28 protein-coding genes and 1 riboswitch are annotated in these 24931 nt (G+C 71.5%); of the genes, 13 read left to right on the top strand and 15 right to left on the bottom strand.

What is annotated here, in order from left to right; translation table 11 throughout:
* Positions 1-31: 31 nt before the first annotated feature.
* The 4 genes from ACFY0U_RS32210 to ACFY0U_RS32195 form a co-directional block, all read right to left on the bottom strand.
* Positions 32-457, bottom strand: a complete 426-nt coding sequence (locus ACFY0U_RS32210) for a GNAT family N-acetyltransferase (protein ID WP_388641802.1) — start codon at positions 455-457, stop codon at positions 32-34.
* 56 nt (positions 458-513) lie between these two features.
* Positions 514-1371 carry an LLM class F420-dependent oxidoreductase gene (locus ACFY0U_RS32205; protein ID WP_388641801.1) on the bottom strand — a complete coding sequence of 286 codons (858 nt, stop codon included), beginning with the start codon at positions 1369-1371 and terminating at the stop codon, positions 514-516.
* A gap of 76 nt (positions 1372-1447) precedes the next feature.
* Positions 1448-4015, bottom strand: coding sequence for an ABC transporter permease (locus ACFY0U_RS32200; RefSeq protein WP_388641800.1), 2568 nt, complete (start codon positions 4013-4015; stop codon positions 1448-1450).
* A gap of 4 nt (positions 4016-4019) precedes the next feature.
* Positions 4020-4862: an ABC transporter ATP-binding protein gene (locus ACFY0U_RS32195; RefSeq protein ID WP_388641799.1), complete on the bottom strand. Its 843-nt coding sequence runs from the start codon at positions 4860-4862 to the stop codon at positions 4020-4022.
* A gap of 213 nt (positions 4863-5075) precedes the next feature.
* Here ACFY0U_RS32195 and ACFY0U_RS32190 point away from each other — a divergent pair, with 213 nt between their 5' ends.
* Positions 5076-5315, top strand: coding sequence for a toxin-antitoxin system HicB family antitoxin (locus ACFY0U_RS32190; protein ID WP_388641798.1), 240 nt, complete (start codon positions 5076-5078; stop codon positions 5313-5315).
* Positions 5316-5319: 4 nt separating this feature from the next.
* Positions 5320-5694, top strand: coding sequence for a fic family toxin-antitoxin system, toxin component (locus ACFY0U_RS32185; RefSeq protein WP_388641797.1), 375 nt, complete (start codon positions 5320-5322; stop codon positions 5692-5694).
* Here ACFY0U_RS32185 and ACFY0U_RS32180 read toward each other — a convergent pair whose 3' ends face one another.
* Positions 5695-6378, bottom strand: coding sequence for a class I SAM-dependent methyltransferase (locus tag ACFY0U_RS32180; protein ID WP_388641796.1), 684 nt, complete (start codon positions 6376-6378; stop codon positions 5695-5697).
* A gap of 73 nt (positions 6379-6451) precedes the next feature.
* Positions 6452-7138, bottom strand: coding sequence for an esterase/lipase family protein (locus tag ACFY0U_RS32175; protein ID WP_388641794.1), 687 nt, complete (start codon positions 7136-7138; stop codon positions 6452-6454).
* A gap of 115 nt (positions 7139-7253) precedes the next feature.
* Here ACFY0U_RS32175 and ACFY0U_RS32170 point away from each other — a divergent pair, with 115 nt between their 5' ends.
* A complete protein-coding gene (locus tag ACFY0U_RS32170; RefSeq protein WP_388641793.1) occupies positions 7254-9539 on the top strand; it encodes a LuxR C-terminal-related transcriptional regulator in 2286 nt (761 codons plus the stop codon).
* Positions 9540-9567: 28 nt separating this feature from the next.
* Here ACFY0U_RS32170 and bioD read toward each other — a convergent pair whose 3' ends face one another.
* The 3 genes from bioD to bioB are packed head-to-tail and all read right to left on the bottom strand — an operon-like array spanning position 9568 to position 12785.
* Positions 9568-10284 carry a dethiobiotin synthase gene (bioD, locus tag ACFY0U_RS32165; RefSeq protein ID WP_388641792.1) on the bottom strand — a complete coding sequence of 239 codons (717 nt, stop codon included), beginning with the start codon at positions 10282-10284 and terminating at the stop codon, positions 9568-9570.
* 1 nt (position 10285) lies between these two features.
* Positions 10286-11566: an adenosylmethionine--8-amino-7-oxononanoate transaminase gene (locus tag ACFY0U_RS32160; RefSeq protein ID WP_388641791.1), complete on the bottom strand. Its 1281-nt coding sequence runs from the start codon at positions 11564-11566 to the stop codon at positions 10286-10288.
* Positions 11559-12785, bottom strand: coding sequence for a biotin synthase BioB (gene bioB / locus ACFY0U_RS32155; RefSeq protein ID WP_388641790.1), 1227 nt, complete (start codon positions 12783-12785; stop codon positions 11559-11561). Before bioB ends, ACFY0U_RS32160 begins: the two co-directional genes overlap by 8 nt.
* Positions 12786-12932: 147 nt before the next feature.
* Between bioB and ACFY0U_RS32150 the strand changes: the two genes are divergently transcribed.
* The gene (locus ACFY0U_RS32150; RefSeq protein ID WP_388641789.1) at positions 12933-14060 is read left to right on the top strand and encodes an 8-amino-7-oxononanoate synthase; all 1128 of its coding nucleotides are present in this window, start codon (positions 12933-12935) and stop codon (positions 14058-14060) included.
* Positions 14061-14096: 36 nt separating this feature from the next.
* Here ACFY0U_RS32150 and ACFY0U_RS32145 read toward each other — a convergent pair whose 3' ends face one another.
* Both ACFY0U_RS32145 and ACFY0U_RS32140 read right to left on the bottom strand, forming a co-directional pair.
* Positions 14097-14318 carry a DUF397 domain-containing protein gene (locus tag ACFY0U_RS32145; RefSeq protein WP_388641787.1) on the bottom strand — a complete coding sequence of 74 codons (222 nt, stop codon included), beginning with the start codon at positions 14316-14318 and terminating at the stop codon, positions 14097-14099.
* A gap of 9 nt (positions 14319-14327) precedes the next feature.
* Positions 14328-15197, bottom strand: coding sequence for a helix-turn-helix domain-containing protein (locus ACFY0U_RS32140; RefSeq protein ID WP_388641786.1), 870 nt, complete (start codon positions 15195-15197; stop codon positions 14328-14330).
* A 212-nt stretch (positions 15198-15409) separates the two neighbouring features.
* Between ACFY0U_RS32140 and ACFY0U_RS32135 the strand changes: the two genes are divergently transcribed.
* A complete protein-coding gene (locus ACFY0U_RS32135; protein WP_388641785.1) occupies positions 15410-15868 on the top strand; it encodes an ATP-binding protein in 459 nt (152 codons plus the stop codon).
* 95 nt (positions 15869-15963) lie between these two features.
* Here the strand turns inward: ACFY0U_RS32135 and ACFY0U_RS32130 are convergent, their stop codons facing one another.
* From ACFY0U_RS32130 to ACFY0U_RS32120, 3 genes are all read right to left on the bottom strand, one after another.
* The gene (locus ACFY0U_RS32130; protein ID WP_266832511.1) at positions 15964-16437 is read right to left on the bottom strand and encodes a C40 family peptidase; all 474 of its coding nucleotides are present in this window, start codon (positions 16435-16437) and stop codon (positions 15964-15966) included.
* A 3-nt stretch (positions 16438-16440) separates the two neighbouring features.
* Positions 16441-16652: riboswitch (cyclic di-AMP (ydaO/yuaA leader) on the bottom strand.
* A gap of 338 nt (positions 16653-16990) precedes the next feature.
* Entirely contained in the window at positions 16991-17299 is a 309-nt protein-coding gene (locus tag ACFY0U_RS32125) for a hypothetical protein (protein WP_388641784.1), read from the bottom strand.
* Positions 17300-17306: 7 nt separating this feature from the next.
* A complete protein-coding gene (locus ACFY0U_RS32120; protein ID WP_388641782.1) occupies positions 17307-17942 on the bottom strand; it encodes an ATP-dependent Clp protease proteolytic subunit in 636 nt (211 codons plus the stop codon).
* A 64-nt stretch (positions 17943-18006) separates the two neighbouring features.
* Between ACFY0U_RS32120 and ACFY0U_RS32115 the strand changes: the two genes are divergently transcribed.
* Entirely contained in the window at positions 18007-18303 is a 297-nt protein-coding gene (locus ACFY0U_RS32115) for a type II toxin-antitoxin system Phd/YefM family antitoxin (RefSeq protein ID WP_388641780.1), read from the top strand.
* A gap of 57 nt (positions 18304-18360) precedes the next feature.
* Here the strand turns inward: ACFY0U_RS32115 and ACFY0U_RS32110 are convergent, their stop codons facing one another.
* Complete coding sequence (locus ACFY0U_RS32110; RefSeq protein ID WP_388641778.1) at positions 18361-19365, bottom strand: ABC transporter permease; 1005 nt, start codon at positions 19363-19365, stop codon at positions 18361-18363.
* A gap of 117 nt (positions 19366-19482) precedes the next feature.
* Between ACFY0U_RS32110 and ACFY0U_RS32105 the strand changes: the two genes are divergently transcribed.
* The 7 genes from ACFY0U_RS32105 to ACFY0U_RS32075 all read left to right on the top strand — a co-directional run bounded on the left by ACFY0U_RS32105 (position 19483) and on the right by ACFY0U_RS32075 (position 24903).
* Complete coding sequence (locus tag ACFY0U_RS32105) at positions 19483-20130, top strand: TetR/AcrR family transcriptional regulator (protein ID WP_388641777.1); 648 nt, start codon at positions 19483-19485, stop codon at positions 20128-20130.
* Positions 20131-20241: 111 nt separating this feature from the next.
* A complete protein-coding gene (locus ACFY0U_RS32100) occupies positions 20242-20544 on the top strand; it encodes an urease subunit gamma (protein ID WP_262059644.1) in 303 nt (100 codons plus the stop codon).
* A gap of 11 nt (positions 20545-20555) precedes the next feature.
* On the top strand, positions 20556-20867 hold the full coding sequence (locus tag ACFY0U_RS32095) for an urease subunit beta (RefSeq protein WP_059198332.1): 312 nt from the start codon (positions 20556-20558) through the stop codon (positions 20865-20867).
* The gene (locus tag ACFY0U_RS32090; protein WP_388641774.1) at positions 20860-22581 is read left to right on the top strand and encodes an urease subunit alpha; all 1722 of its coding nucleotides are present in this window, start codon (positions 20860-20862) and stop codon (positions 22579-22581) included. The genes ACFY0U_RS32095 and ACFY0U_RS32090 overlap by 8 nt, the downstream gene beginning before the upstream one ends.
* Positions 22581-23255 carry an urease accessory protein UreF gene (locus ACFY0U_RS32085; protein WP_388641772.1) on the top strand — a complete coding sequence of 225 codons (675 nt, stop codon included), beginning with the start codon at positions 22581-22583 and terminating at the stop codon, positions 23253-23255. The genes ACFY0U_RS32090 and ACFY0U_RS32085 overlap by 1 nt, the downstream gene beginning before the upstream one ends.
* Positions 23256-23464: 209 nt before the next feature.
* Positions 23465-24142, top strand: coding sequence for an urease accessory protein UreG (ureG, locus tag ACFY0U_RS32080; protein WP_388641770.1), 678 nt, complete (start codon positions 23465-23467; stop codon positions 24140-24142).
* Entirely contained in the window at positions 24139-24903 is a 765-nt protein-coding gene (locus ACFY0U_RS32075; protein WP_388641913.1) for an urease accessory protein UreD, read from the top strand. The genes ureG and ACFY0U_RS32075 overlap by 4 nt, the downstream gene beginning before the upstream one ends.
* The last annotated feature ends 28 nt before the right edge of the window (positions 24904-24931 follow it).

Genomic DNA, 24931 nt, shown 5'->3' with positions numbered 1-24931 from the left:
CCCCGACCAGACCGAGTGGTGCTTCACCCGATCAGTCGGTGAGGTGCTTCACCCAGCGCCGCCACTGCTCCTCGGGCGCGTACCCGGCGGCCCGCCACGCATGCTGCCCCGTCTCGTTGCGCACCAGTACCATCGCGTCCGCCCGGCGCCCGCCGAGCCGTACGAACCGCTCCTCCGCGGCCGCGAGCAGCGCCGAGCCGATGCCCTGGCGGCGCCGCTCCGGATGCACCGCCAGCCGGTACAGATGGCAGCGCCAGCCGTCGAAGCCCACGATCACCGTGCCGACCAGCTCCCCGTCCCGCTCGGCCAGGATCAGCGCCTCGGGGTCGCGCGCCACGAGCCGCTCCACGCCGTCCCGGTCGTCACTGATGCTCGTGCCCTCGGCGGAGATCTTCCAGAAGGCCAGTACGGCGTCGAGGTCCGCGGGCGCGGCGGCGCGAATGTGCAGTTCAGTCATACGGCGATCCCATCACGCACGCCGGACGGGTACCCCGAATTCCAGCATCCGGACGGTCACTTGCCGCCCAGCTCCGCCACGACCGGAGCGAACGCCTCCATGTACGGCTCCAGAACGGTCAGATAGCTGAAGCCGTACCTCTCACGCTGGGCCAGCACCTGCGCGGTGATCTGCTCCAGGGTGCCGACCAGGAGGATGGGCAGCTCCAGCGCCTGCTCCACCGTCGCGTCCGGCACCCGTTCCACGAGCGGCGCCACGGCGGCCGCGCGGTCCTCGGTGACGACCACCATCTGGATGAGGAGGTTCAGTTCGGCCGACTCCTCGCGGCCGGCCGCCAGCTCCTTGTACCGGGCGAGACGTGCCGCGAACTCCTCATTGGCCATCGGCACCAGCTTGCCCTCGGTGTTTCCCGGCACCAGGGACGCCCCCGTGAACGCCGCGATCTCCGCGTGCTCGGCGGCGAGCCCCAGCATCCGCTCGCCGTTGCCACCGAGCAGCAGCGGCACCCGGGTGTCGAGCAGCCGCTCCAACTCCTGGACCGTGCGCTGGAGATGGTCGACCCGTTCGCGCGCGGAGCCGAACGGCAGCCCGGCGGTGTCGTGTTCCGCCTGTACGTACCCGGTGCCGAGCCCGAGTTCGAGGCGCCCGCCCGTCAGCGCGTCGGTCGTGGCCACCTCGCGCGCGAGCAACGCCGGATTCCAGAAACCCGCGTTGAGCACGAACGTGCCCAGCCGCGGCCGTTCCGTCGCCCCGGCCGCCGCGACCAGGGCCGGGAACGGCGCGGGCATGCCGAGATGGTCGGGGACCAGGATCACGTCGTACCCGAGCTCCTCGGCCCTGCGGCACTTGGCCCGCCACACGTCGGCGGGCGCGGGCTCGATGAGGTTGACACCGAAGCGGAACGGACGCGGCATGAACTCTCCTCGTTCGCGGGCGACGTGAGATCACACCGATTCCATCACCCGTCAGCGACGGCCGCCAGGGCGTTCCTCACTCGTGCGCGATGGCCGCCAGCACGTTCATGCGCGACGCCCGCAACGCCGGCAGCAGCGCCGCCACGACACCCACCACCGCCGAGCCGACGACGACCGCGACGATCGTGCCCCAGGGGATCGCCAGCGCCGACATGCCCTGCAACGCCAGCACCTGCTGGACGCACACACCCCAGACCAGACCCAGGGCCAGCCCGAGGACCGCGCCGAACACCGCGATCACCACCGACTCCAGACGGATCATCCGGCGCAGCTGACGCCGGGCGAGCCCGATCGCGCGCAGCAGCCCGATCTCCCGGGTGCGCTCCACCACCGACAGGGCGAGGGTGTTGACCACGCCGAGCACCGCGATGACGATCGCGAGCCCGAGCAGCGCGTAGACGAGGTAGAGCAGGACGGCGATCTGGTCGTGGACCAGGTCCTTGTAGTCGGCGATGTCCCGCACCTGGACCTGCGGATACGGGTCGAGTGTCTTCTCCAGGTTCGCGCGCAGCTCGTCCGGGCCGGTGCCGGACGCGGCGTTCACGTAGAGCCCCGAGTCCTGCCCGCCGGGCGCGTACCGCTGGAGCGTGTCCAGGCCGAAGTAGATGCCGCCCTGCGTCCCGAAGCCCTCGGCGGACTCCTGGTCGGTCAGGGCGCCCACGGTCAGTTCGGCCGTCTTCCGGCTCTGGAACTCGACGGGGATCGTGGAGCCGATCCGTACGTCGTGGTCGCGTGCGAAGTCCGCGTCCATGGCGATGCCGCCGGGGGCGAGCGCGGCCGCCGTGTCGCCCTGCGCGTACGTGATGTTGGCGACCTCGTCGAGCTGCGGGTCGTAGGCCGCCGCGGTCGTCTTGACGCGGTCGCCGTCCGGCAGGCGTACGGCGATCGGGGCGAACTGCGAGCGGACCACGAGCCCCACGCCGTCGGTGTCGCGGACCTTGTCGGTGACCTCCGCCGGGAAGGGCACGAAGTTGCTGTTCTGGATGACGAAGTCGGCGCCCAGCGTGTCGTCGATCTGCTGGTCGAAGGACTTGGTCATGGAGGCGCTGGCGACGGACATCCCGCCGACCAGGGCGAGTCCGACCATCAGCGCGGCCGCGGTGGCGCCGGTGCGGCGGGGGTTGCGCAGGGCGTTGCGCTGGCTCATCCGGCCGATCGAGCCGAACAGCGCGGGGAACGCCCCGCCGAGGACACGGATCATCGGGCGTACGAGCAGCGGCCCCGCGATCACGGTGCCGATCAGTGTCAGGACGACCCCGAGGCCCAGCAAGGACGCCGACGACGACGTGTCCGACGAGAGGACACAGCCCAGGAGGGCCGCGGCGCCGGCCCCGAAGACGACACCGCCCACCAGGGCGCGCACCTTCAACGGCCGTCCCACGCCCGCGATCTCGGCGTCCGCCAGCGCCGCCATCGGCGAGACGCCGGCCGCGCGCCGGGCCGGCAGATACGCCGCCACGAAGGTGACGCCCACGCCGACGACGTACGCGGCGACCGGGGTACCCCAACCGATCACCATCTCGCTCGACTTGATGTTCATGCCGAGGGTGTTCATCAGCGCGATGAGCCCGGCGGCGAGTCCGATGCCGGTCGCGAGTCCCAGCGTCGAGCCGACCACGCCGAGCAGCATCGCCTCGGTGAGCACCGAGCGGCGCACCTGGCGCCGGTCCGCGCCCAGCGCCCGCAACAGGCCCAGTTCACGGGTCCGTTGGGCGATGAGCATCGAGAAGGTGTTGACGATCAGGAAGACACCGACGAGGACGGCGATGCCCGCGAAGCCGAGCATGACGTACTTGATGACGTCGAGGAATCCGCCCAGGGACTCGACATCGGACTTGGCCTGCTCGTCGGCGGTCCGGATCTCGTAGTCGCCGGTGCCGATCGCGGCGGCCACGCGCTGCTTCAACTGTGCGTCGCTCACGCCCTCTTCGGCGTCCACGGAGATGCCGGTGGCCGCGTGCGCGTCGCCCAGGAGCTTGGTCTGCGCGGTCGGGGTGTCCAGGAAGAGCAGGGTCGCACCGGGGTTGGTGGTGGTGAAGGTGGCGATGCCGACGAGCCGGACCTTGAAGGTGCCCTGCGGGCCGATGACACTGAGCGTGTCACCGATCTTGAGGTCCTTGCGGTCGGCGGACTCCGAGTCGAGCAGCGCCTCGCCCGCGCCGTGCGGGGCGTGACCCGAGGTGAGCTCGACCGGGCTGCGCGGACCGGGGCTCCAGTCGGTGCCGATGGCGGGGGCGCCGGTGGTCGAGCCGACGGCCTCGTTCTTGCTGTCGGCGACGGTGATGTTCTGGACCTCGGCCTCCAGGCGCGCGTCGGCGACCCCGTCGATCCGGGACACGCGGTCCAGGAGCGAGGCGGGCAGGGTGGCCGTCATGCCGGAGGGGATCGCCTCGTTCAGCTCCTCGCGCGGGCTGACCGTGACATCGGGCGCGGTCGAGGCGAAGAGCCGGTCGAAGGTGCGGCTGAGCGTGTCCGAGAAGATCAGGCTGCCCGCGACGAACGCCACGGACAGCACGACGGCCAGCGCGGACAGCAGCAGCCGTCCCTTGTGGGCGAGGAAGCTGCGGAGCGTCGCCTTCAGCACGGCCTCAGTCCTTGTCGAGGGAAGGGGCGTCCGCGGGTGCGGCCCCGGGTGGCGGGCTCTCTTCCTGGTGCCCGCGGATCACGTCGAACCGCTTCATGCGTTCCAGGACCGCCTCCGCCGTGGGCCGCTCCATCTCGTCGACGATCCGTCCGTCTCCGAGGAAGAGGACCAGGTCGGAGTGGGCGGCGGCGCCCGGGTCGTGGGTGACCATGACGACCGTCTGGCCCAGCTCGTCGACGGCCTCGCGCAGAAAGCCGAGGACCTCCAGACCGGCCCGTGAGTCCAGGTTGCCGGTCGGCTCGTCCGCGAAGATCAGCTCGGGCCGGGAGGCCAGCGCCCGGGCGCACGCCACGCGCTGCTGCTGGCCGCCGGAGAGCTGGGCGGGCCGGTGCTTGAGCCGGTCCCGCAGCCCCAGGGTGTCGATGACCTGGTCCAGCCACTTCTCGTCGGGCTTCTTGCCCGCGATGTCCATGGGCAGGGTGATGTTCTCGGCCGCGTTCAGGGTGGGGATCAGATTGAACGACTGGAACATGAACCCGATCCGGTCCCGGCGCAGCCGCGTCAGGTCACGTTCCTTCAGCCCCGTGATCTCGGTGTCGCCGAGCCAGACCTGCCCGGCCGACACGGTGTCCAGCCCCGCCAGGCAGTGCATCAGCGTGGACTTCCCCGACCCCGACGGACCCATGACCGCGGTGAACCGGCCGCGCGCGATCGCCACGTCCACCGCGTCCAGGGCGATCACCGATGTCTCGCCCGAGCCGTACGCCTTGGTCAGACCACGGGCGCGGGCCGCGATCCCGTCGGCCGACGCGTGGCCGGGGGCGTGCTCCGCAGCTGGTGTGGACAAGGCCGCTTCCTCAAGGACGTACGGACTCCTCGGTCCCGGCCGAGGGTAGTGTGATCCACCCCACATCCGAAATCCCCCTTGGGTGCCGGTCGCTCTCCATCGCAGGTCGGGTCCCTGATTTCCATGTAAGGGGCACACTTAAGGGTCGGACTCCGCTCGTACTCCCGTCGGATGCCCTTGCCGCTGCTAGCGCTCCGGCGCTAGCGTCGAGGTATGGCGAAGACCCAGCTGAACGTTCGGGTGGACGAGGGCACCGCCCGAGCCGCTCGCGAACGCGCCCTGGCCCGCGGGATGAGCGTCAACCGCTACATCGAAGAGCTGGTCAAACAGGACACCGGGGAGGTCGGCCACACCTTCGTGGAGGCCGCCGCCGACTTCATGAAGCAGTACGAGAACGTCTTCGCCGAGGAGTTCGGCGGCGAACGCGAAGGCTCGCGCGAAGGTCGTCACTGAACCGTTGAGCGACCTCAGGATCGACCTCGCCTGGCTTCTCATGCTCGCCGACCAGAAGACGCCGGGAGACCCTCAGGTCACCGACTGGGGCGCCCTCGTCGCCGCCGTCGCACGCCACGAGGCCGAGATATTCGACGTCCCGGTCTACGACAGCCCGCACGCCCGGGCCGCCGCGCTGCTCCAACTCCTGATCCACGTCCCGGCGTTGGAGCGCTCCAACGCGCTGTTCGCGTCCGCCGTCGCCTACGCCTATCTCGTGGCGAGCGGCCTCAAGGTCGTCACCTCGCCCGAACAGGTCCGGGAACTGGCCCGGCTGGTCAAGAGCGGTGAGGCGTCCGTGCACGACATCGCGCGGGAACTGCGCCAGTGGAGTCTGTGATCAGCTGTCGGCGGGGCGCCACGCGGTGCCCAGCACGCAGTAGGAGGACGGGAGCCTCGGTCCCTTCTCCGGCATCGACACCCGCCGGTAGGGGCCGAGTTCGAAACCGGCGTTCCGCAGGGCCGCGATCGGATCGCGGGACAGATGGCAGCCCCCGCTCAGCGGCGGCCACACGGTCCGGTCCAGGGTGCGCTGGGTGAGCCGCATCGCCTGCCCGCCGCCCCGGCCGTGCTCGAAGAACCGCACGACACCGCCGGGCCGCAGCACCCGCCGTATCTCCGCCAGGGCCCGCGGCAGGTCCCGCACGCTGCACAGCACCAGCGAGACCACGACGGCGTCGAAGGCCTCGCTCTTGACCGGCAGCGCCTCCGCCGCACCCGGGACGACGTCGACGGGCACCCCGGACCGCAGGGCGGCGTCCACCGCCAACCTGCGCAGTGTGCGCTCCGGTTCGATCGCCACGACCTCCGAGACCGTGCCCGGATAGTGGGCGAAGTTCAGTCCGTTGCCCGCGCCGATCTCGATGACCCGCCCGGACAGCCCGGCGAGCAGTCGTTCCCGCACTCCGGACATGCCGGCGCGGGTCTCGGCGGCGACGCTGACACGGGCGTAGCAGCGGGCGAAGAGCGGATGGTGCACGGGATCGCGCGGCAGTTTGCCGGAACCGGTGGACCGTAGCGGCATGACGACCTCCCGGACGGGACGGGGTCTACCTCGATTGTCCCCCGGATGCGCCCCGCGCACCCTCGCTCGCGTGTTACGCGACGAAGTCGCGCACCCGCTCGTACACGCCGTGGTCGTTGTTCATGTCGGTGTGCGAGACACATCCGACCTCGACGTTGGTCGCACCGCTCAGGATCGCGGTGGTGTCCGGGGTGAGCGCGTCGTCGCAGTTCGACCAGTAGCTGGCGTACGAGACACTGCCCGGAGTCTCGTCACCGGAGTTGAGCGAGGTCAGGAACGAACTGCCCGTGTACATCTGGGAACACGACGTGTACAGCCACGAGCACCAGGAAGCGGTCGTCGTGCCGTGGTTGACTCCCGCGGTCGACACGAAGTCGTCCACGTACGACGTCCCGCCGAGGTTCTTGAGGTAGTAGCGGGAGTTGAGCGCGCCCATGGAGTGGACGACCAGGTCGACCTTCGAGGCGCCGGTCTGGGAGAGCACGCTCTGGATCTTGGTGGCCAGCTGCTGGGCGGTGGTGACGTTCGACTGCGTCCAGTCGTACGACCAGGCGAACAGCTCGGACGAGGAGTAGCCGTCGGCCTGGAAGTCGGCGATCCAGTCGTCCCAACTGCTCGCGGAACTGCTCAAGCCGTGGACGAAGACGATCGGATTGTGGGTCGCGGCCTGAGCGGGGGCCGCGGAGAGGGGGAGAGCCAGAAGGAGCGATGAGACGACGGCCGAAACGGCCGCTGAGATGCGACGCCGGGAGCGCTGCATGATGCCTCCTGATACGGGTGGGGTTGTCAGGAGTGTCAGGCGGGGTCTACGCGCGCCGCATCGGCGAACTCGCCGGTCTTTACGTGTCAATTAACTCGCCAGTAACGTCAAAGGCGTGCTGACTCCTGTAACCCCACCGCCCCTCGAGGGCACGTCGTCACCGCACCTCGCGGAGACGTGGCAGGACCTGGCCGCCGGACTCCCGGAGGGCGTCCGGGTGCGGCTGCTGCACGCGGTGCACGGCGATCCGCGCGCGGCCGCCGAAGCCGTACGACTGCTCGGTGCCCGTCAGTCGGCGGGCCTGGACCCGCTGCCGACGGAACCGGCGGAACTGGCCCCGGCGTGGCTGCGCGCCCACCGCGCGGAGATCAGGGAGCTGCCGGACGACACCCGGCTGCTGCTGCTCCTGGCCGCGGCCGACCAGTACCCCGTCGCCACGCACGCCTTTCTGCGGGCCGTCGCCGCCGCCCGGCTCGACACCCGGCCCCTGGAGGCTGCCGAGGCGGCCGGGATCGCGCACGCCTCGGCGACCGGGGTCGTCTTCCGCGACACCTGGACGAGGATCGCCGCGTACGAGTCGGGGTCCCCGGCGGACCGCCGCGATGTCCACCGGCTGCTGGCCCGGGTCCTGCGCACCGGAGGCGAAACGTCCCTGCGCTCCTGGCACCGCGGCGCGGGAGCCCTCGGCCCGAGCACCCGGCTGGCGGCGGAACTGGGAGCGGCCGCGACGAGGTCCCGCGCCGCGGGCCGACTTCCGCTGGCCCGCGCCCTCGCCGAACGAGCCGCCGCGCTGAGCCCCGACCGACCCGAACAGACCGTTCTGCTGGCCGACGCCGCCGCGTACGCCTGGCAGGCCGGGGACGGGGACCGGGCCCGGCGGCTGGCCGCACTCTCCGACGGCGACGCGCTCACCGGGGTGCTGGCGCTGCGTGCGGGCAACGCGGCGGAGGCGTTCGACGCGCTGCTGACGGCTGTGACGGCGGAAGGGGAAGAGGGGACTCCGAGTCAGGCGAACGTCCTGAACTCGCCGTCCGCCGATCCCTCGCCGCCCTCTCCCGCACCACGCCCCCGCACCGCGATCCTCGACGTCCCCGACCCCGCCCTCCACCTCCTCGCCCGCGCCACCGAGGCCGCCATCTACACCGGTGACCTGCGGCGATGTCGGGACGCGGCCCTGGTCGCCCGGCGGCTGGGGATCGTGCCGCCGGGCACGCTGGGCGGGCTCGCGGCGGCGTTCGAGGGACGGTACGAGGACGCGCGGGACCTGCTCGCGGCGGCGGCCGGACGGTGCGGGCCCGGTGGCGACCCCACCCTCCTCCTCCACGCCGGCATCGCCGCGCTCCTGCTCGGCGACCACACCCTCGCCGCCGCAGCGACCGTCCGCGCGGCCGCCTCGGCCCGGGTGCGCGGCGCGACGGTCACCGTGGCGCAGGCCATGGAGTTCCGCGCCTACGCCGACTTCTGGACCGGACGCCCGCGCGCCGGAGAGGCCGCGGCGACGGACGCCCTCTGGCAGGCGTACGCCACCGGACAGGACAACGGCGCCTGCCATCTCCAGGCCGCCCTCGCCATGTTCGCGGCGCTCACCGGTGACGCCGAGGTCTGCCGTGAACGCGCCGCCACCGCACGGTCGTACGCCCGCGCCCACGGCCTCGGCCTGCCCGCCGCCCTCGCCCAGTGGGCGCTCGCCTACCTCGACCTCAGCAGTGGCCGCTTCGCCGCCGCGGCGGCTCGGCTGCGCGCCCTCGCCGGGTTCGGTCCGGGCCACGGCCACCGGGCGATCCGCCACATGGCCACCCCGCACTACGTCGAGGCGGCCGTCCGCACCGACGACACCCGGGTCGCCCGTGCCGCCCACGCCGACTACCACCGCTGGGCCAGCGCCGTACGCAGCCCCGACGACCTCGCGCTCAGCGCCCGCTGCCGCGCCCTGCTCGCCCCCGGCGCCGAGGCGATCGAGCACTACCGCACCGCACTCGACCTGCACGCCTCCGGTACCCGCGACTTCGAACGTGCCCGCACCGAGCTGCTGTTCGGCAGCGCGCTGCGCCGGCTGCGCCACCGCACCGAGGCCCGCGACCGTCTGCACAGCGCCCTGGAGGCCTTCGAGCACTTCGGCGCCCCGCACTGCGCCGCCCAGGCCCGCACCGAACTCCGCGCCCTCGGCGCTCCCGCGACCCCCGCGCCGGGCGCCCCCGACGATCCCACCGTCCGCCTCACTGCCCAGCAGCTCATGGTCGCCCGCATGGCCGCCGACGGCGCCACCAACCGTGAGATCGCCACCCGCCTCGCCCTGAGCCCGCGCACCATCGACCACCATCTGCGGGGTGTGTTCACCCGGTTGGGGATCCGGTCGCGGATCGAGCTGGTGAGGTTGCTGGGCGAAGGGGAGGGAAGGTGATGACGGAGAGAGGCGGCCCCCCAGCGGGTCAGTCTGCCGCCCGCTCCCGGAAGACCTCCGCGTCCCACACCCCGTCCAGCCGCGGTGCCAGCCAACTCGGCGCGGCCGCACGGAAGTCGGCGGGCGCCAGCGCTCCGGCGTCCGCGGGCAGTGCCCCGAGCAGCGGCGCCTCCGCGACCTCCGGCAGATCCGTCACATTGCAACGCGACGCAAGATCCGGGGAGTCGGGCCAGCTGCCGATCACGACGCCGAGGAAGTCCAGGTGCCGGGCGCGGAGTTCACGTGCCGTCAGTTCCGTCGTGTTCAGGGTGCCCAGGCCCGCCGACGCCACCACCAGCACCGGCGCCCGCAGCAGCCGCGCCGCGTCCGCCAGGGTGCCGCCCTCCTCGTCGAACCGTACGAGCAGTCCGCCGGCGCCCTCGACCAGCACCAGGTCGTGCTCGGTGGCCAGTTTGGCGGCAGCCTCGGCGACCTGGTGCGGGTGCACCGGCGGGAGTCCGGCCCGCCGAGCCGCCGTCCCGGGGGCCAACGGCTCCGGGTAGCGGGCGACTTCGGCGGCCGTCACCGTCCCCGCCAGCCGCGCCACCTCCTGCGCGTCCCCGGGCTCGTCCGGACCGACGCCGGTCTGGGCCGCCTTGAGCACGGCCACGGACCTGCCCGCCGCCACCGCCGCGGCGGCGATCGCGGCGGTGGCCACGGTCTTGCCGACCTCCGTGCCCGTACCCGTGATCACCAGTACCGACATGTCATCCTTCCCGGGCCGCCGCGCACACCGCGCGCGCGATCCGTGCCACATCAGCGTCCCCCGTGACATACGGGGGCATCGTGTAGACCAGGTCGCGGAACGGCCGCAGCCACACGCCCTCGCGCACCGCCGCCTCCGTGGCGGCCCTCATGTCCACCGGGTGGTCGAGCTGAACCACGCCGATCGCCCCGAGGACCCGTACGTCCCGCACACCCGGCAGCTCAAGGGCCGGCGCCAGACCCTCCCGCAGGCCCGCCTCGATCCGCTTGACCTCCGCGAGCCAGTCCTGGCCGAGCAGCAGCTCGATCGAGGCGCAGGCCACGGCTGCGGCGAGCGGATTGCCCATGAAGGTGGGGCCGTGCGCGAGCACCGGGACCTCGCCCCGCGAGATGCCGTCGGCCACCCTCGATGTGCACAGCGTCGCCGCCATCGTCAGATAGCCGCCGGTCAGCGCCTTGCCCACGCACATCACATCCGGCGTCACCGCCGCGTGCCCCGCCGCGAACAGCGCGCCCGTACGCCCGAAGCCGGTCGCGATCTCGTCGAACACCAGCAGCACGTCGTGCGCGTCGCACGCCTCCCGCAGCACCCGCAGATAGGCGGGGGAGTGGAACCGCATCCCGCCCGCGCCCTGCACCACGGGCTCCACGATCACCGCGGCCAGCTCGTCGGCGTGCCGCGCGATCGCCGAGCGCAGCTCCTCGGCGTACGACTCCTCGTACTCGGCCGGCGGAGGCCCCACGAACACCTGGCGCTGGAGCACGCCGGTCCACAGCTCGTGCATCCCGCCCTCGGGGTCGCACACCGACATCGGCTGCCAGGTGTCGCCGTGGTAGCCGCCGCGCCAGGTCAGCAGCCGCTGCTTGCCGGGGCGGCCCAGCGACCGCCAGTACTGCAGGCACATCTTCACCGCGACCTCGACCGACACCGACCCGGAGTCGGCGAGGAAGACATGCTCCAGACCGTCGGGCGACATGTCGACAAGGAGTTTCGCGAGCCGTACGGCGGGCTCATGGGTGAGCCCGCCGAACATCACATGGCTCATCCGCCCCAGCTGTTCGCGCGCGGCCTCGTTGAGCACCGGGTGGTTGTAGCCGTGGATGGCCGACCACCAGGACGACATCCCGTCCACGAGCTCGCCCGAGCCGTCGGCGAGGCGAAGCCGCACCCCGCTCGCCGACTCCACGACGAGCGGCTCGGCGCGGCCCGGCATCGGGCCGTACGGATGCCAGACATGCCGCCGGTCGAGCTCCAGCAGCTCGGACACGGGCAGCTCAGGCATTGGGCGCGAGGTCCGTTCCGGCACCACGACGGCGTACGGCGACCAGGTCCGTACGGGCCTCACTCGCCGCCGGCTCGCTCACGGCCGGCTCGGCCGCCGAGCCGCACACGGAGCCGCACCCGGCACTCTCATGGGAGCCGCACCCCGCGCCTTCGTGGGAGCCGCAGCCCGCGCTCTCGTGCGAGCCGCACCCGCCCCCGGCGGCGGCCACGTCCGCCCGGTGCTGCGGCAGCGTCACCTCGCCCGCGCCCTCCACCTCGAACCCGGCGTCCGCGATCATCTCCAGGTCGGCCTTGCCGGCCTGGCCCTCGCTGGTGAGGTAGTCGCCGAGGAAGATCGAGTTGGCCAGGTTCAGGGCGAGGGGCTGCATGCTGCGCAGATGGACCTCGCGGCCGCCCGCGATGCGCACCTCGACGTCCGGGCACACGAACCGGACCATGGCCAGGATGCGCAGACAGCGCTGCGGGGTGAGGTTCCACTCCTTGGCCAGCGGAGTGCCCTCGAAGGGGATCAGGAAGTTGACCGGCACCGAGTCCGGGTCCAGCTCGCGCAGCGAGAAGACCACGTCGATGAGGTCCTCGTCCGACTCACCCATACCGGCGATGAGACCCGAGCACGCCGACAGACCGGCCGCGTGCGCCTTCTGCACGGTGTCCACGCGGTCGGCGTAGGTGTGCGTGGTCGTGATCTCGCCGTACGTCGCCTCGGACGTGTTGAGGTTGTGGTTGTAGGCGTCGGCGCCCGCCTCGCGCAGCCGCTCGGCCTGGCCGTCGGAGAGCAGACCGAGGCAGGCGCACACCTCGACGCCTTCGTTCTGGTCCTTGATCGCCTTGATCGTGCCCGCGACCCGGTCCACGTCCCGGTCCGTCGGCCCGCGGCCGCTCGCCACCAGACAGACCCGCTTGGCACCGCCCGCGAGTCCGGCCGCGGCGGCCTTGGAGGCCTCGTCCGGTTTGAGCCACGTGTACTTCAGGATCCCGGCCGTCGAGCCGAGGCGCTGCGAGCAGTAGGAGCAGTCCTCGGGACACAAGCCGGACTTGAGGTTGACGAGGTAGTTCAGTTTCACCCGTCGGCCGAACCAGTGCCGGCGCACCTTCCCGGCCGCGGCCACCACATCGAGCAGGTCGTCGTCGGAGGTGGCGAGGACGGCGAGTGCTTCCTCGCGGGTCGGCAGCTCGCGCCGAAGCCCCTTGTCCACCAGCGTGTTCAGCAGGTCCATGAAAACTGATCCTGTCCTAAGGAGCCGTCTTGGGCCAAGGAGAGTTCGTACAACAGCGGCCATTCACTGTGTGGGTATTGCCACACAGTGGGTGGCTGCTCGTCCCACTAGTGTCTGTTCGCTGCCTACAAAACCCTCGGAGGACCCATGGCGTTCGGCTGGATCGACGAGCAGGCGCTGCTGCGCCGGCGCGCCGGACTCGTACGCACCCTGCGGCCCCGCCCCGCCGACTCCCCGCTCCTGGACCTGGCGAGCAACGACTACCTGGGTCTGGCCCGCCACCCCGAGGTCACCGAGGGCGCCGCGCGGGCCGCCCGGACCTGGGGCGGAGGCTCCACCGGATCTCGACTCGTCACCGGCACCACCGAGCTCCACAGTCAGCTGGAAGTCGAGCTGGCCGAATACTGCGGTTTCGAGGCGGCCCTCGTCTTCTCCTCCGGCTACGCGGCCAATCTCGCCGCGGTCACCGCGCTGGCCCCGCACGGCTCACTGATCGTCTCCGACGCCGGCAACCACGCCTCGCTGATCGACGGCTGCCGGCTGGCGCGCGCCACGACACAGGTCGTCGGCCACGCCGATCCCGAGGCCGTGCGCAAGGCGCTCCAGACGCACGGGGGCCCCGCGGTCGTCGTCTCCGACACCGTCTTCTCGGTGGACGGCGACGCCGCCCCCCTGGCCGCGCTCGCCGAGGCATGCCGGGAGCGTGGCGCGGGGCTGCTGGTCGACGACGCCCACGGCCTCGGCGTGCTCGGCGACGGCGGCCGCGGCGCCCCGCACGCGGCGGGACTCGCGGGCGCCGACGACGTCGTCGTGACGGTCACGCTGTCCAAGTCGCTCGGCAGCCAGGGCGGCGCCGTCCTCGGTCCCGCCCGGGTGATCGACCACCTGGTGAACGCGGCCCGGACCTTCATCTTCGACACCGGGCTCGCCCCCGCGGCGGCGGGAGCGGCCCTCGCGGCACTGCGGCTGCTGCGCCGCGAGCCCGCGCGCGCGTCGCGGGCCCGCGAGGTGGCCGCCGAACTGCACGCACGGCTGACCGCCGCGGGTCACGAGGCGGTACGCCCGGACGCCGCGGTCGTCTCCGTGCGCGCGCCGTCCCCGGAGGAGGCCGTGCAGTGGGCGGCGGACTGCCGTACCGCGGGTCTGGCCGTGGGCTGCTTCCGTCCCCCTTCCGTGCCCGACGGCATCTCACGGCTCAGGCTGACCGCCCGCGCGGACCTCTCCGAGGCGCAGATCGAACGCGCTGTACGTGTGATCGGTGAGACACGACCATGAGTCGGCGTGACACGGCCGTGCTCGGGGCGGAAGGGGTCAGAACGCGGCCGTGAACTCCGCCCAGCTCCCGGGGGAGAAGAGCAGCGCGGGTCCGGACGGGTTCTTGGAGTCGCGCACGGCGAGCAGTCCGGTCCCTGGACCGGTGCGCGGCCGAGCCGTCTCGACACAGTTGTTGGCGCCTGTGCTGTAGCTGCTGCGCAGCCACCGCACAGGGTGCAGATCGGTACTGGAAGGTACGTTCCGAGGCATTGCGGACATGGTGCCTCCTTACGCGCCGTCACCTATCCCGGCGATGTAATCCAACGAGTCCTCGGGCGAAAGGGCGTGGATCTGAAGGGCGTTGAAGGCCTCGCTATAGGCCTGGAGGTCTTCTTTCCGCTCGAGGTAGAGGCTACTCGTCAAGTGGTCGAGAACAACCACGTCCAGATCAGATGTGCTCGAAAATGAGAAGATTACGAAAGGCCCCGTGATGCCGATGTGGGCCCCCGCGGCGAACGGCAGCACCTGAATCCTGACCTGGGGCAGCCGGGCCGCCTCGATGAGCCGCCGCAGCTGTCGCGCCATGACGTCGGGCCCGCCGATGTCCCGGCGCAGCACCGCCTCGTCCAGCACCGCGCTCAGCCTCAGCGGCGGTTCGGCCCGCAGCACGTCCTGCCTGGCCAGCCGGACCTCCACCAGCGCGTCGAGCCGCTCGTCCGGCTCCGTGCCGAGCCCGTTCACCGCGGCCCGGGTCACCGCGCGCGCGTACTCCGGCGTCTGCAACAGCCCGGGCACCACGGAGGTCTCCAGCGTGCGCATCGCACTGGCCTGGGACTCCAGACTGATGAAGTCGCGATACGTCGGTGGCAGTACCCCGCGGTACTGGTGCCACCAGTGGTGCCGTCCGCCGCCCTCGTCGGAGCCCGCCAACACCAGGAGCAACTCCCGTAGTTGGGTATCGTGCACCGCGTAGGCGTCCAGCAGTAACCGCACGTCGGCCGGTTTCACCCCGCTGGCGCCGGTCTCGATCCGGCTCACCTTCGACTGGTGCCAGCCCACCAGCCGGGCCGCCTCACCACTGGTGAGCCCCGCACCGGTGCGCAACGCACGCAGTTCGGCGCCCAGTTTCCGGCGGCGTACCGCGGGACCGTGCTGCATGGGCTACTCCTTACTCCTTCCGAGCCGCCCAAATACGGTCTTCCGTCGGAGAGTTCACCGCTTCGAGCGACAGATATATGCATATCTTGGTGGATCGGCACCGTGACCGGCCGGGTAATGGCAGTCTGGCGATGAAGCACCAGTCCGGGACCGTACTCGAACCATCCGCTCCGTGTCGGACTGCGGTCCCGTGGGAAAGGGACGACGTCGCCATGGCAGACCATCTGGAAGCATCCGTCACTCTGCCGAGCGATCCCGCCTCGGTCTCCGCGGCCCGCACGTACGTCATCGGCACCCTGGCGGAATGGGGTCTGCCGGCGGACACGGAAGCGGCCGAGACGATCCGGCTCATCGTCTCCGAACTCGCCACCAACGCCGTACAGCACACCTTCGGACAGTCACCCACCTTCACGGTGGACATCCAGCTCGACCGTGACGAACAACTGCGCATCGGGGTCACCGACAGTCATCCGCGATTCCCCAAACGGCTGCCGGCCGCCGTCCAGCAGGACAACGGCCGCGGCATGGTCATCATCCGCTGGCTGACCGCGGAGTGCGGCGGCAAGCTGAGAGTCCGGCCCACCCGCGAGGGCGGCAAGACCGTCTCCATCGAACTCCCGTGGACGGTACCGGCGGAGCCGCTCTCCGCGGCGGGGCAGCAGGAGCCGTAGAGAGGCGCCTCCGAGAACGGAGGCGCCTCTCAGGGCGTCACGGCCGGCTGCGAGGGTGACGGCGGGTCAGGTCGCCGACATCCCCGCGGGGTGGGTCACTTGACCCGGCCGTACCAGACGCTCTTGGTCCAGATCTTCTGCAGCTTCACGACCTCCCCGCTCTTCGGGGAGTGCCAGATCTTCCCCTTCCCGGCATAGATGCCGACGTGGTACACGCTGGAGCCGGAGTGGAAGAACACGAGGTCTCCGGCCTTGCGGTTCCCCGCGGAGATATGGCGGGTCTTGTTGTACTGCTGGGCCGCCGTACGAGGCAGGCTTTTGCCGGCCTTCTTGAACGAGTAGAGCGTGAGCCCTGAGCAGTCGAACCGGTGCGGCCCCGCGGCGCCCCACTTGTAAGGGGAGCCCTTTTTGGAGGCAGCGACCTGAAGTGCCTTCGTCGCCGGTGTCGCGGCCTCGGCGTCGGATGCGACGCCCGGGACCACGAGAGAGCCGCCCACTGCGGCGATGGTGAGAGCCGAGGCCGTACCGGCCCGGGCCATGAGCGACGGGACACGATTGAGCGCAGACATGCGCAACCCTTCGTCAGCCGCCTGTGAAGGATGACCTGTCGGATTCGGGCTGGCGAAGTTGCCCGGCCGCATACTGCGGCTTCACCCCAAGGGCTGCTCGGGACGGCTGTTGACAGCCGTTCCGGCGACCCGTCGTGCTTGGGTCCTCCACTCCTGCCGATCCACTCCTGTCGACCGGTCATCCGTGCGGCGGCAGGACTCGGCGTCCGCCCGGATCGCCCCGCCGTTGTGGCGGGGTCTTGTCGTCAGACAGGGATCTTCACGTACTCCACGCCGAAAAACCCAATGGAATCGGGGATTTGTGGTGTTACTCACCACTCACCCGTTCGGGTGGACACTCGACTGTTCGAGGGAGCGTCGACAGGGTCGAGGACCCTCGGACCAGCGACGGAGGTACTCATTCCGGAGTCGGGCTACGCGCGTTGCGCAACCTCGACGGCCCTGTCAAAGGAGGGGCGTCTACTCCAAACGGGGGTACACCGTTTGGTGCGTTTCAACGCCGGTCCGGACGCCTCGCCACGCGGTCGGGCGCGCCGGGCCGGTCGCCGTCACGTCAACTGTCGGAGTGCGGCGGCACCGTGACCCGGGCCGTGCGCCGCTCGCCGTCGAGCACCCGCAGCGCCCGCGCCAGGGTCATGGCGTGCACCTCGGTCTCGTCGCGCTGATGCATGGTCGCCAGCGCGTCGCGCAGCTCGGCCGCCTTCGCCACCAGCGCCTGGGCGGCCCGCAGTCCGCGGTAGGTGTCACCGTGGTGCGCCGGGTTGATACGGCCGAGCAGGTCGACCACCTCGAGATAACGGTCGATCAGTTCGCCCTCGGCGCGCGTCAGAGCGGGCAGCGGAGGCAGCTCCGGTGGCAGCATCGCCCGCTCACCGGGCGCCGGGCGCGGTGCGCGAGGCCTTGCGGCTGGGGACGATCCGGTCCACCAGGCCGTACTCCACGGCTTCTTGGGCGTCCAGGATCTTGTCCCGCTCGATGTCCGCGGTGACTTGCTCGTGGGTGCGCCCGGTGTGACGTACGAGCATCTCCTCCAGGCGGAACCGGACGCGCGCCAACTCCTCGGCCTGAATGGCCAGATCGCTGGCCTGTCCCTCCACCGGCTGGGGCAGGGACGGCTGGTGGATCACCACGCGCGCGCCGGGCAGCGCGAACCGCTTGCCCGGGGTCCCCGCCGCCAGCAGCACCGCGGCGGACGAGCCGGCCTGTCCCAGGCAGATCGTCTCCACGTCACAGCTGACGAACCGCATCGTGTCGTAGATCGCCGACATCGCGCTGAAGGAGCCGCCGGGGGAGTTGATGTAGAGGGAGATGTCCCGGTCCGGATCCTGGTACTCGAGGTGCATGAACTGGGCCATCACATCGTTCGCCGACGTGTCGTCGACCGGTGTCCCGAGGAAGACGATCCGCTCCTCCAGGAGCTTGGAGTACGGGTCCATCGTCTTGTGGCCGGCGCTTGTGCGTTCCGTGAACTCGGGCAGGACATGGCGGGCGGACGGTCGGGTCATGAGGCACCCCTCCTTCTGTGTCTGTAAAAAATGTACAGGACGTACGTGACGCTAGAATGGGGTCATGGCCTACGAGATTCCGGTGACGCAAGCCAGGGCTGAGCTCGCCGACCTGATCAACCGCGTGGTGTACGGCGGTGAGCGCGTCGTCGTGACCCGCCACGGCAAGCCCCTCGTCGCCCTTGTCTCCGCCGCCGACCTGGAACGACTGGAGAAGCTCGCGGAGCCCGTCGGGCCGGCCGAGCGCGCCGAGGAGCAGGTGGTCACCGCGGTCTCCGCCGTCCGCGAGGTCGCGTCCGCTCCCCGCGAACAGCAGAGCTTCGGCATCACGGCGCACCACAGGGGCGCCGGGGCCTCCTGAGACACGGAAAGACCGTGCACCGACAGGGGTGCACGGTCATGGTCGTGGGAGGGTCCGTCAGCCGACCGGTGCGAGCTCCCGCTCCGTCGTCGGGGACTCGACGCTCTTCTTCCGGTCCTTGAGCGCGCTGCCCAGCAGCACCGCGCCGAGGCCGAGCGCGGCCCACCAGGCCAGGGTCAGGGCGGGGCCCGTCGCCGCCGCGCCGTCGAAGTACGCCACCGAGCGCGTCAGGGTCGCGCTCGCCCCCGGCGGCAGCCACTGGCCGATCATGCCGGCCGGCTCGGGCAGCATCTGCGGCGCCGAGGCCGCGCCGGACCACGGGTTGCCGAACAGCATGATCACACCGGAGACGATGCCCACACCGGCGGTGCCGAGCAGCGCGGCGAGACCCGCGACGGCACCGCTCACGGCCAGTGCCGTCAGCCCGAACACCCCGGCCTGTGCCCACCAGTCGCCCGCGATGACCCCGAGCCAGCTGTCCGCGACACCGGCGGCGGCCGCACCGACCAGCGCGGAGGCGCCGGCCAGGGTGATCACCGCACGCGTCCCGCGCAGCCCGCTGAAGGTGACCACCGCGCCCGCCGCCATACCGGCCAGGGCCAGCGGCAGCACGCTCGCGTTGAGGGCGGCGCCGCGCGGGTCCGCGGCCGGGGCGGCCACCACGTCGACCGTCCTGACCTGCGCGCCCTCGGCGCGCGCCTGCTCCGCCACCGCCTGCTGGAGCAGCTGGGCGACGACCGGGCTCGCGGCCGAGGCGGTCAGCAGCTCGGGACCCTCGGCGGTGACGACGACCGCCCCGTATACGGTCCGGTCCTCGATGGCGTCCCGGGCCGCGGCCTCGTCCTTGTAGTGGTGCAGCTCGAACGCGCCCTCGTGCTGTGCCAGTCGCTTCTCCACCTGGGCGGTCGCGGCGGCGGGCCCGGCCACGCCGAGCGGCAGGTCGCGGGGCGCGGTGCGGGCGGCGGGCCAGGCGAAGGCCCACAGAGCGAGCGCCGCGATGACCGGGACGAGGACGGCGACCGCGATCACGCGGCGGGCGTTATCGGTGGGGGCGGTGGACATGGCGGTTCCCTTCCGAGCGGAATCTAAAAAGAAGGATCGTTCGTTTTAGTTGTGGCTCCACCGTCCTGCCGTCGGCGTCCCTTGTCAAGAAGGAACGTTCGTTTTAGGTTGGTGACCATGGCCCGCGTATCCCAGGAACACCTCGACGCCCGTCGCCGGCAGATCCTCGACGGCGCCGCGATCTGCTTCGCCCGCAACGGCTTCCACGCCACGTCCATGCAGGACGTGCTGAAGGAGGTCGACCTGTCGGCCGGGGCGGTGTACCGCTACTTCAGCGGCAAGGAGGAGCTGATCGCCGCGGTCGTCGCGGAGGTCCTCGGCTCGGTCCGCGGAGCCTTCGAGGAGGCCTCGCGCCAGAGCCCGCCCCCGCCGCCGGACGACCTCGTCACCCTGGTCCTCGGCCGCACCCTCGCCGCCCGGGAGAACCTGACCGTCGACGGCGAGCCCGCCTTTCCCCGGCTCGTCATCCAGGTGTGGGCGGAGACGTTGCGCAACAAGGAACTGGCGGCCGTGCTGCACGACGGATACGCCGGGGTGCGCCAGGCCTGGACGCGGATCGTCGAGGGCTACCAGGACGCCGGGATGATGAGAGCCGACGTACATCCCGACCACGTGGCCCGCACGATGATCGCGGTCGCCGTCGGCTTCCTCGCCCAGCAGTCCCTCTTCGGGCCCGCCCCGGTCGAGATCCTCCGCGACGGTCTACGGGCGTTGATGAGCATGCCGGACCCACGCACCGCAACCGATGGATCACAGCTCGGTTAACTTGCTTGAAATGCGGTCCAACTAGCCTGCCGCCACGCCACCAGGGACTTTGCCCCGGGGCGGAGGCAACCGGACCCCGCACGGTCCGGAGCGAGGACTGTGAGGTGGGACGTGCAACTGACCCCGCACGAGCAAGAGAGGCTGCTCATCCACGTGGCGGCCGACGTGGCCGAGAAGCGCCGGGCCCGGGGGCTCAAGCTCAACCACCCGGAGACGGTCGCCCTCATCACGTCACACATCCTCGAAGGCGCCCGTGACGGCCGTACCGTCGCCGAACTCATGGCCTCGGGACGCAAGCTGCTCACCCGGGACGACGTCATGGAGGGCATCCCCGAGATGATCCACGACGTCCAGGTCGAGGCGACCTTCCCGGACGGCACCAAGCTCGTCACCGTCCACGACCCGATCGTCTGACGGGGGCTGCCGTGATTCCCGGAGAGATCCTCTTCGCCGAGGACCCGATCGTCTACAACGAGGGCCGCGAGGTCACCCGCCTCACCGTCCTCAACGCCGCCGACCGGCCCGTCCAGGTCGGCTCCCACTACCACTTCGCCGAGGCCAACCCCGGCCTGGAGTTCGACCGCGCGGCCGCGCGCGGCAAGCGGCTGAACGTCGCCGCCGGCACCGCCGTGCGCTTCGAGCCCGGGATCCCCGTCGACGTCGAACTCGTCCCGCTCGCCGGTGCCCGGATCGTGCCCGGACTGCGCGGGGAGACCGGAGGTGCCCTCGATGCCTGAGATCTCGCGTGCCGCGTACGCCGACCTGTTCGGCCCGACGACCGGCGACCGCATCCGGCTCGCCGACACCGACCTGATCGTCGAGATCGAGGAGGATCGTTCCGGCGGGCCCGGACTCGCCGGTGACGAGGCGGTGTTCGGCGGCGGCAAGGTCATCCGCGAGTCCATGGGACAGTCGCGCGCTACGCGCGCAGACGGCACCCCGGACACCGTCATCACGGGCGCGGTGATCATCGACCACTGGGGGATCGTCAAGGCCGACGTCGGCATCCGCGACGGCCGGATCACCGCGATCGGCAAGGCCGGCAACCCGGACACGATGGACGGCGTCCACCCGGACCTGGTCCTCGGCCCCGAGACCGAGATCATCGCGGGCAACGGACGGATCCTCACCGCCGGCGCGGTCGACGCACACGTCCACTTCATCTGTCCGCAGATCGCCGACGAGGCGCTGTCCGCCGGGGTCACCACCCTGGTCGGCGGCGGCACCGGACCCGCCGAGGGCTCGAAGGCGACCACCGTCACCCCCGGCCCCTGGCACCTCGCCCGCATGATGGAGGCGATGGAGCAGTACCCGCTCAACATCGGCTTCCTCGGCAAGGGCAACACCGTCTCGCACGAGGCGATGCTGTCCCAGATCCGCGGCGGGGCACTGGGGCTGAAGCTCCACGAGGACTGGGGCTCGACCCCGGCCGTCATCGACGCCTCGCTCACGGTGGCGGAGCAGACCGGCATCCAGGTCGCCATCCACACGGACACCCTCAACGAGGCCGGGTTCGTGGGCGACACGCTCGCCGCGATCGCCGGCCGCGGCATCCACGCCTACCACACCGAGGGGGCGGGCGGCGGGCACGCGCCGGACATCATGACCGTGGTCTCCGAGCCGCACGTCCTGCCCAGCTCGACCAACCCGACACGGCCCTTCACCGTCAACACCGCCGAGGAACACCTCGACATGCTGATGGTGTGCCACCACCTCAACCCGGCGGTGCCGGAGGACCTGGCCTTCGCCGAGTCCCGGATCCGGCCGACGACGATCGGCGCGGAGGACATCCTCCACGACCTCGGCGCGATCTCGATCATCTCGTCCGACGCCCAGGCCATGGGCCGCGTCGGCGAGGTCATCATGCGGACCTGGCAGACCGCCCACGTCATGAAGCGCAAGCGGGGCGTGCTGCCCGGGGACGGTCGCGCGGACAACCAGCGGGTACGCCGGTACGTCGCCAAGTACACGATCAACCCGGCCATCGCCCAGGGCCTGGCCCGGGAGGTCGGCTCGGTGGAGACCGGCAAGCTCGCCGACCTCGTGCTGTGGGAGCCCGCGTTCTTCGGGGTCAAGCCGCATCTCGTCGTCAAGGGCGGCCAGATCGCCTACGCGCAGATGGGCGACGCCAACGCGTCCATCCCCACCCCGCAGCCGATCCTGCCGCGGCCGATGTACGGCGCGATCGGGCGGGCGCCGGCCGCCAACTCTTTCAACTTCGTCGCCCCGCTGGCGATCGAGGACGGGCTGCCGGAGCGGCTTCAGCTCGGGAAGCGGTTCGTGGCGATCGAGTCGACGCGCGGTGTCACCAAGGCGGACATGCGCGAGAACGACGCGCGGCCTCAGGTGCGGGTCGATCCCGACAGTTTCGCCGTGCACATCGACGGGGAGCTGGTCGAGGCCACGCCCGCCGCCGAACTGCCCATGGCCCAGCGTTACTTCCTGTTCTGATGTCCAGGGGAGCACTTCTCGTCCTGGCCGACGGCCGGTTTCCCGCCGGGGGGCATGCGCACTCCGGCGGGGCCGAGGCGGCCGTCAAGGCCGGGCGGATCACCGGGGCGGCGTCCCTGGAGGAGTTCTGTCGGGGGCGGTTGCACACGGCGGGGCTGGTCTCGGCCTCGCTGGCCGCGGCGGCCGTACTCGGGGTGGATCCCGTGGAGTTGGACGCGGCGGCGGACGCGCGTACGCCGTCGCCCGCGCTGCGGGTCGCCGCGCGGAAGCTGGGGCGGCAGTTGACGCGGGCCGCGCGGGTGACCTGGCCTTCTGGTGAACTCGACGCTTTGGCGCGGGAGTTCCCCAAGGGGGCCCATCAGCCGGTGGTGTTGGGGGTCACGGCTCGGGCGGCCGGGCTCGACGCGGTCGATGCGGCGTACTGCGCGGCGTACGAGAGCGTGAGTGGGCCGGCGTCGGCGACGGTGCGGTTGCTGAGTCTCGATCCGTTCGATGCGACGGGGGTGCTGGCTCGGCTGGCGCCGGAGCTGGACCGGGTCGCGGATCGGGCGGTGGAGGCCGGGCGCGGGGTGGTGGACGAGGGTGTGGGCGCCTTGCCGGCGGCTTCCGCTCCGTTGCTGGAGATCTCGGCGGAGTTGCATGCGGCTTGGCCCGTACGGCTGTTCGCGTCATGAGTTTTCTCGCCCCCGCCGCCCCTACCCGTCCCATCCTCCAGGGGCTCCGCCCCTTCGACCCCGCTGGGGGCTCTGCCCCCAGACCCCCGATCGGCCCTTAAGGGGCCTCGTCCTCAAACGCCGGACGGGCTGAGTTGACCCAGGGCGTGGGGAACTGCGCGACCAGCCCCAACGAACCCGCACCCGACCACTACGTGTAGGAGCCGCACATGCACCTCGACCACCACCACGACGGCCCCGCCGCCGTCAGCGCCGATGCCCACCGCTCCGACGGATCACGCCGCGCCCTCCGGATCGGGCTCGGCGGGCCCGTCGGATCGGGCAAGACCGCCACCGTCGCCGCGCTCTGCCGGGCCCTGCGCGACGAGTTGTCCCTCGCGGTCGTCACCAATGACATCTACACCCGTGAGGACGCCGAGTTCCTGCTGCGTGAGGCCGTGCTGCCGCCGGAGCGGATCACGGCCGTGGAGACGGGGGCGTGCCCGCACACGGCGATCCGGGACGACATCTCGGCGAACCTCGAAGCGGTGGAGGACCTGGAGGACGAGATCGGGCCGTTGGATCTCGTGCTGGTCGAAAGTGGCGGGGACAACCTGACCGCGACCTTCTCCAAGGGGCTCGTCGACGCGCAGATCTTCGTGATCGACGTCGCCGGCGGGGACGACATCCCGCGCAAGGGCGGTCCCGGGGTGACCACCGCCGATCTCCTCATCGTCAACAAGACCGACCTCGCCCCCTACGTCGGCTCGGACCTCGCGCGGATGGCGGCGGACGCCAAGGCGCAGCGGGCCGAACTGCCGGTCGTCTTCCAGTCGCTCAGGAGCGAGGCCGGAGTCGCGGACGTCGCCGCGTGGGTGCGGGCGCAGCTGGCCGCGTGGACCGCATGACGGCGGGCGTGACGGGCGTGAAGGCCACCGCGCGGATCGGGGCGCGGGACGACGGCCGGGGCGGTACGTCGCTGCCGGTGCTGGAGGGCGACGGGCCGCTGGCGCTGCGGCGGACCCGGGGGAGTGCCGACGAGGCGCGGGTCATGCTCGTCGGCGCCATGAGCGGGCCCCTCGGCGGGGACCACTTCACCGTCGAGGCCGAGGTGGCGGACGGGGCCCGGCTGCGGGTCGGGTCGGCCGCCGCCACCATCGCCCTGCCGGGACAGGCCAAGGGGGAGGCGCGGTACGACGTACGGCTCACCGTCGCCGACCGGGGTGAACTGCACTGGCTGCCGGAGCAGTTGATCTCCGCGCAGGGCAGTGACCTGTACGTCACCACGCGGGCCGACGTGGCGGCGAGCGGGCGGCTCATTCTGCGTGAGGAGCAGGTACTGGGGCGGGCCGCGGAGCAACCCGGTCGGCTCACCAGCCGTCTCACCCTGTGTGTGGCCGGGCGTACCGTCCTCGACCAGGAGTTGGCCTGCGGGCCGGGGGCGCCGGGCGGCTGGGACGGCCCCGCCGTGCTGGCGGGACATCGGGCCGTGGGGCAACTGGTCGTCGTACGGCCGGAGTTCGCCGCGGAGCCGGTCGCCGCGCGCGTGCTCGGGGACGGCGCCGTGGTCGTGCCGCTCGCCGGACCTGCCGTGTTGGTGAGCGCCGTGGCGCCGGACGCGCTGAAGCTGCGCAGGGTCCTGGACGAAGCGCTGGCCTCGCTCGGGTAGCGAACACCCTTCTCCGTTTATCGGATTG

The organism is Streptomyces sp. NPDC001536 (genome assembly GCF_042894505.1).
In the GTDB taxonomy this organism is placed as follows: Bacteria; Actinomycetota; Actinomycetes; order Streptomycetales; family Streptomycetaceae; genus Streptomyces.
The sequence above is the reverse complement of the archived record's forward strand: the minus strand, read 5'-3'. Positions and strand labels throughout refer to the sequence as shown.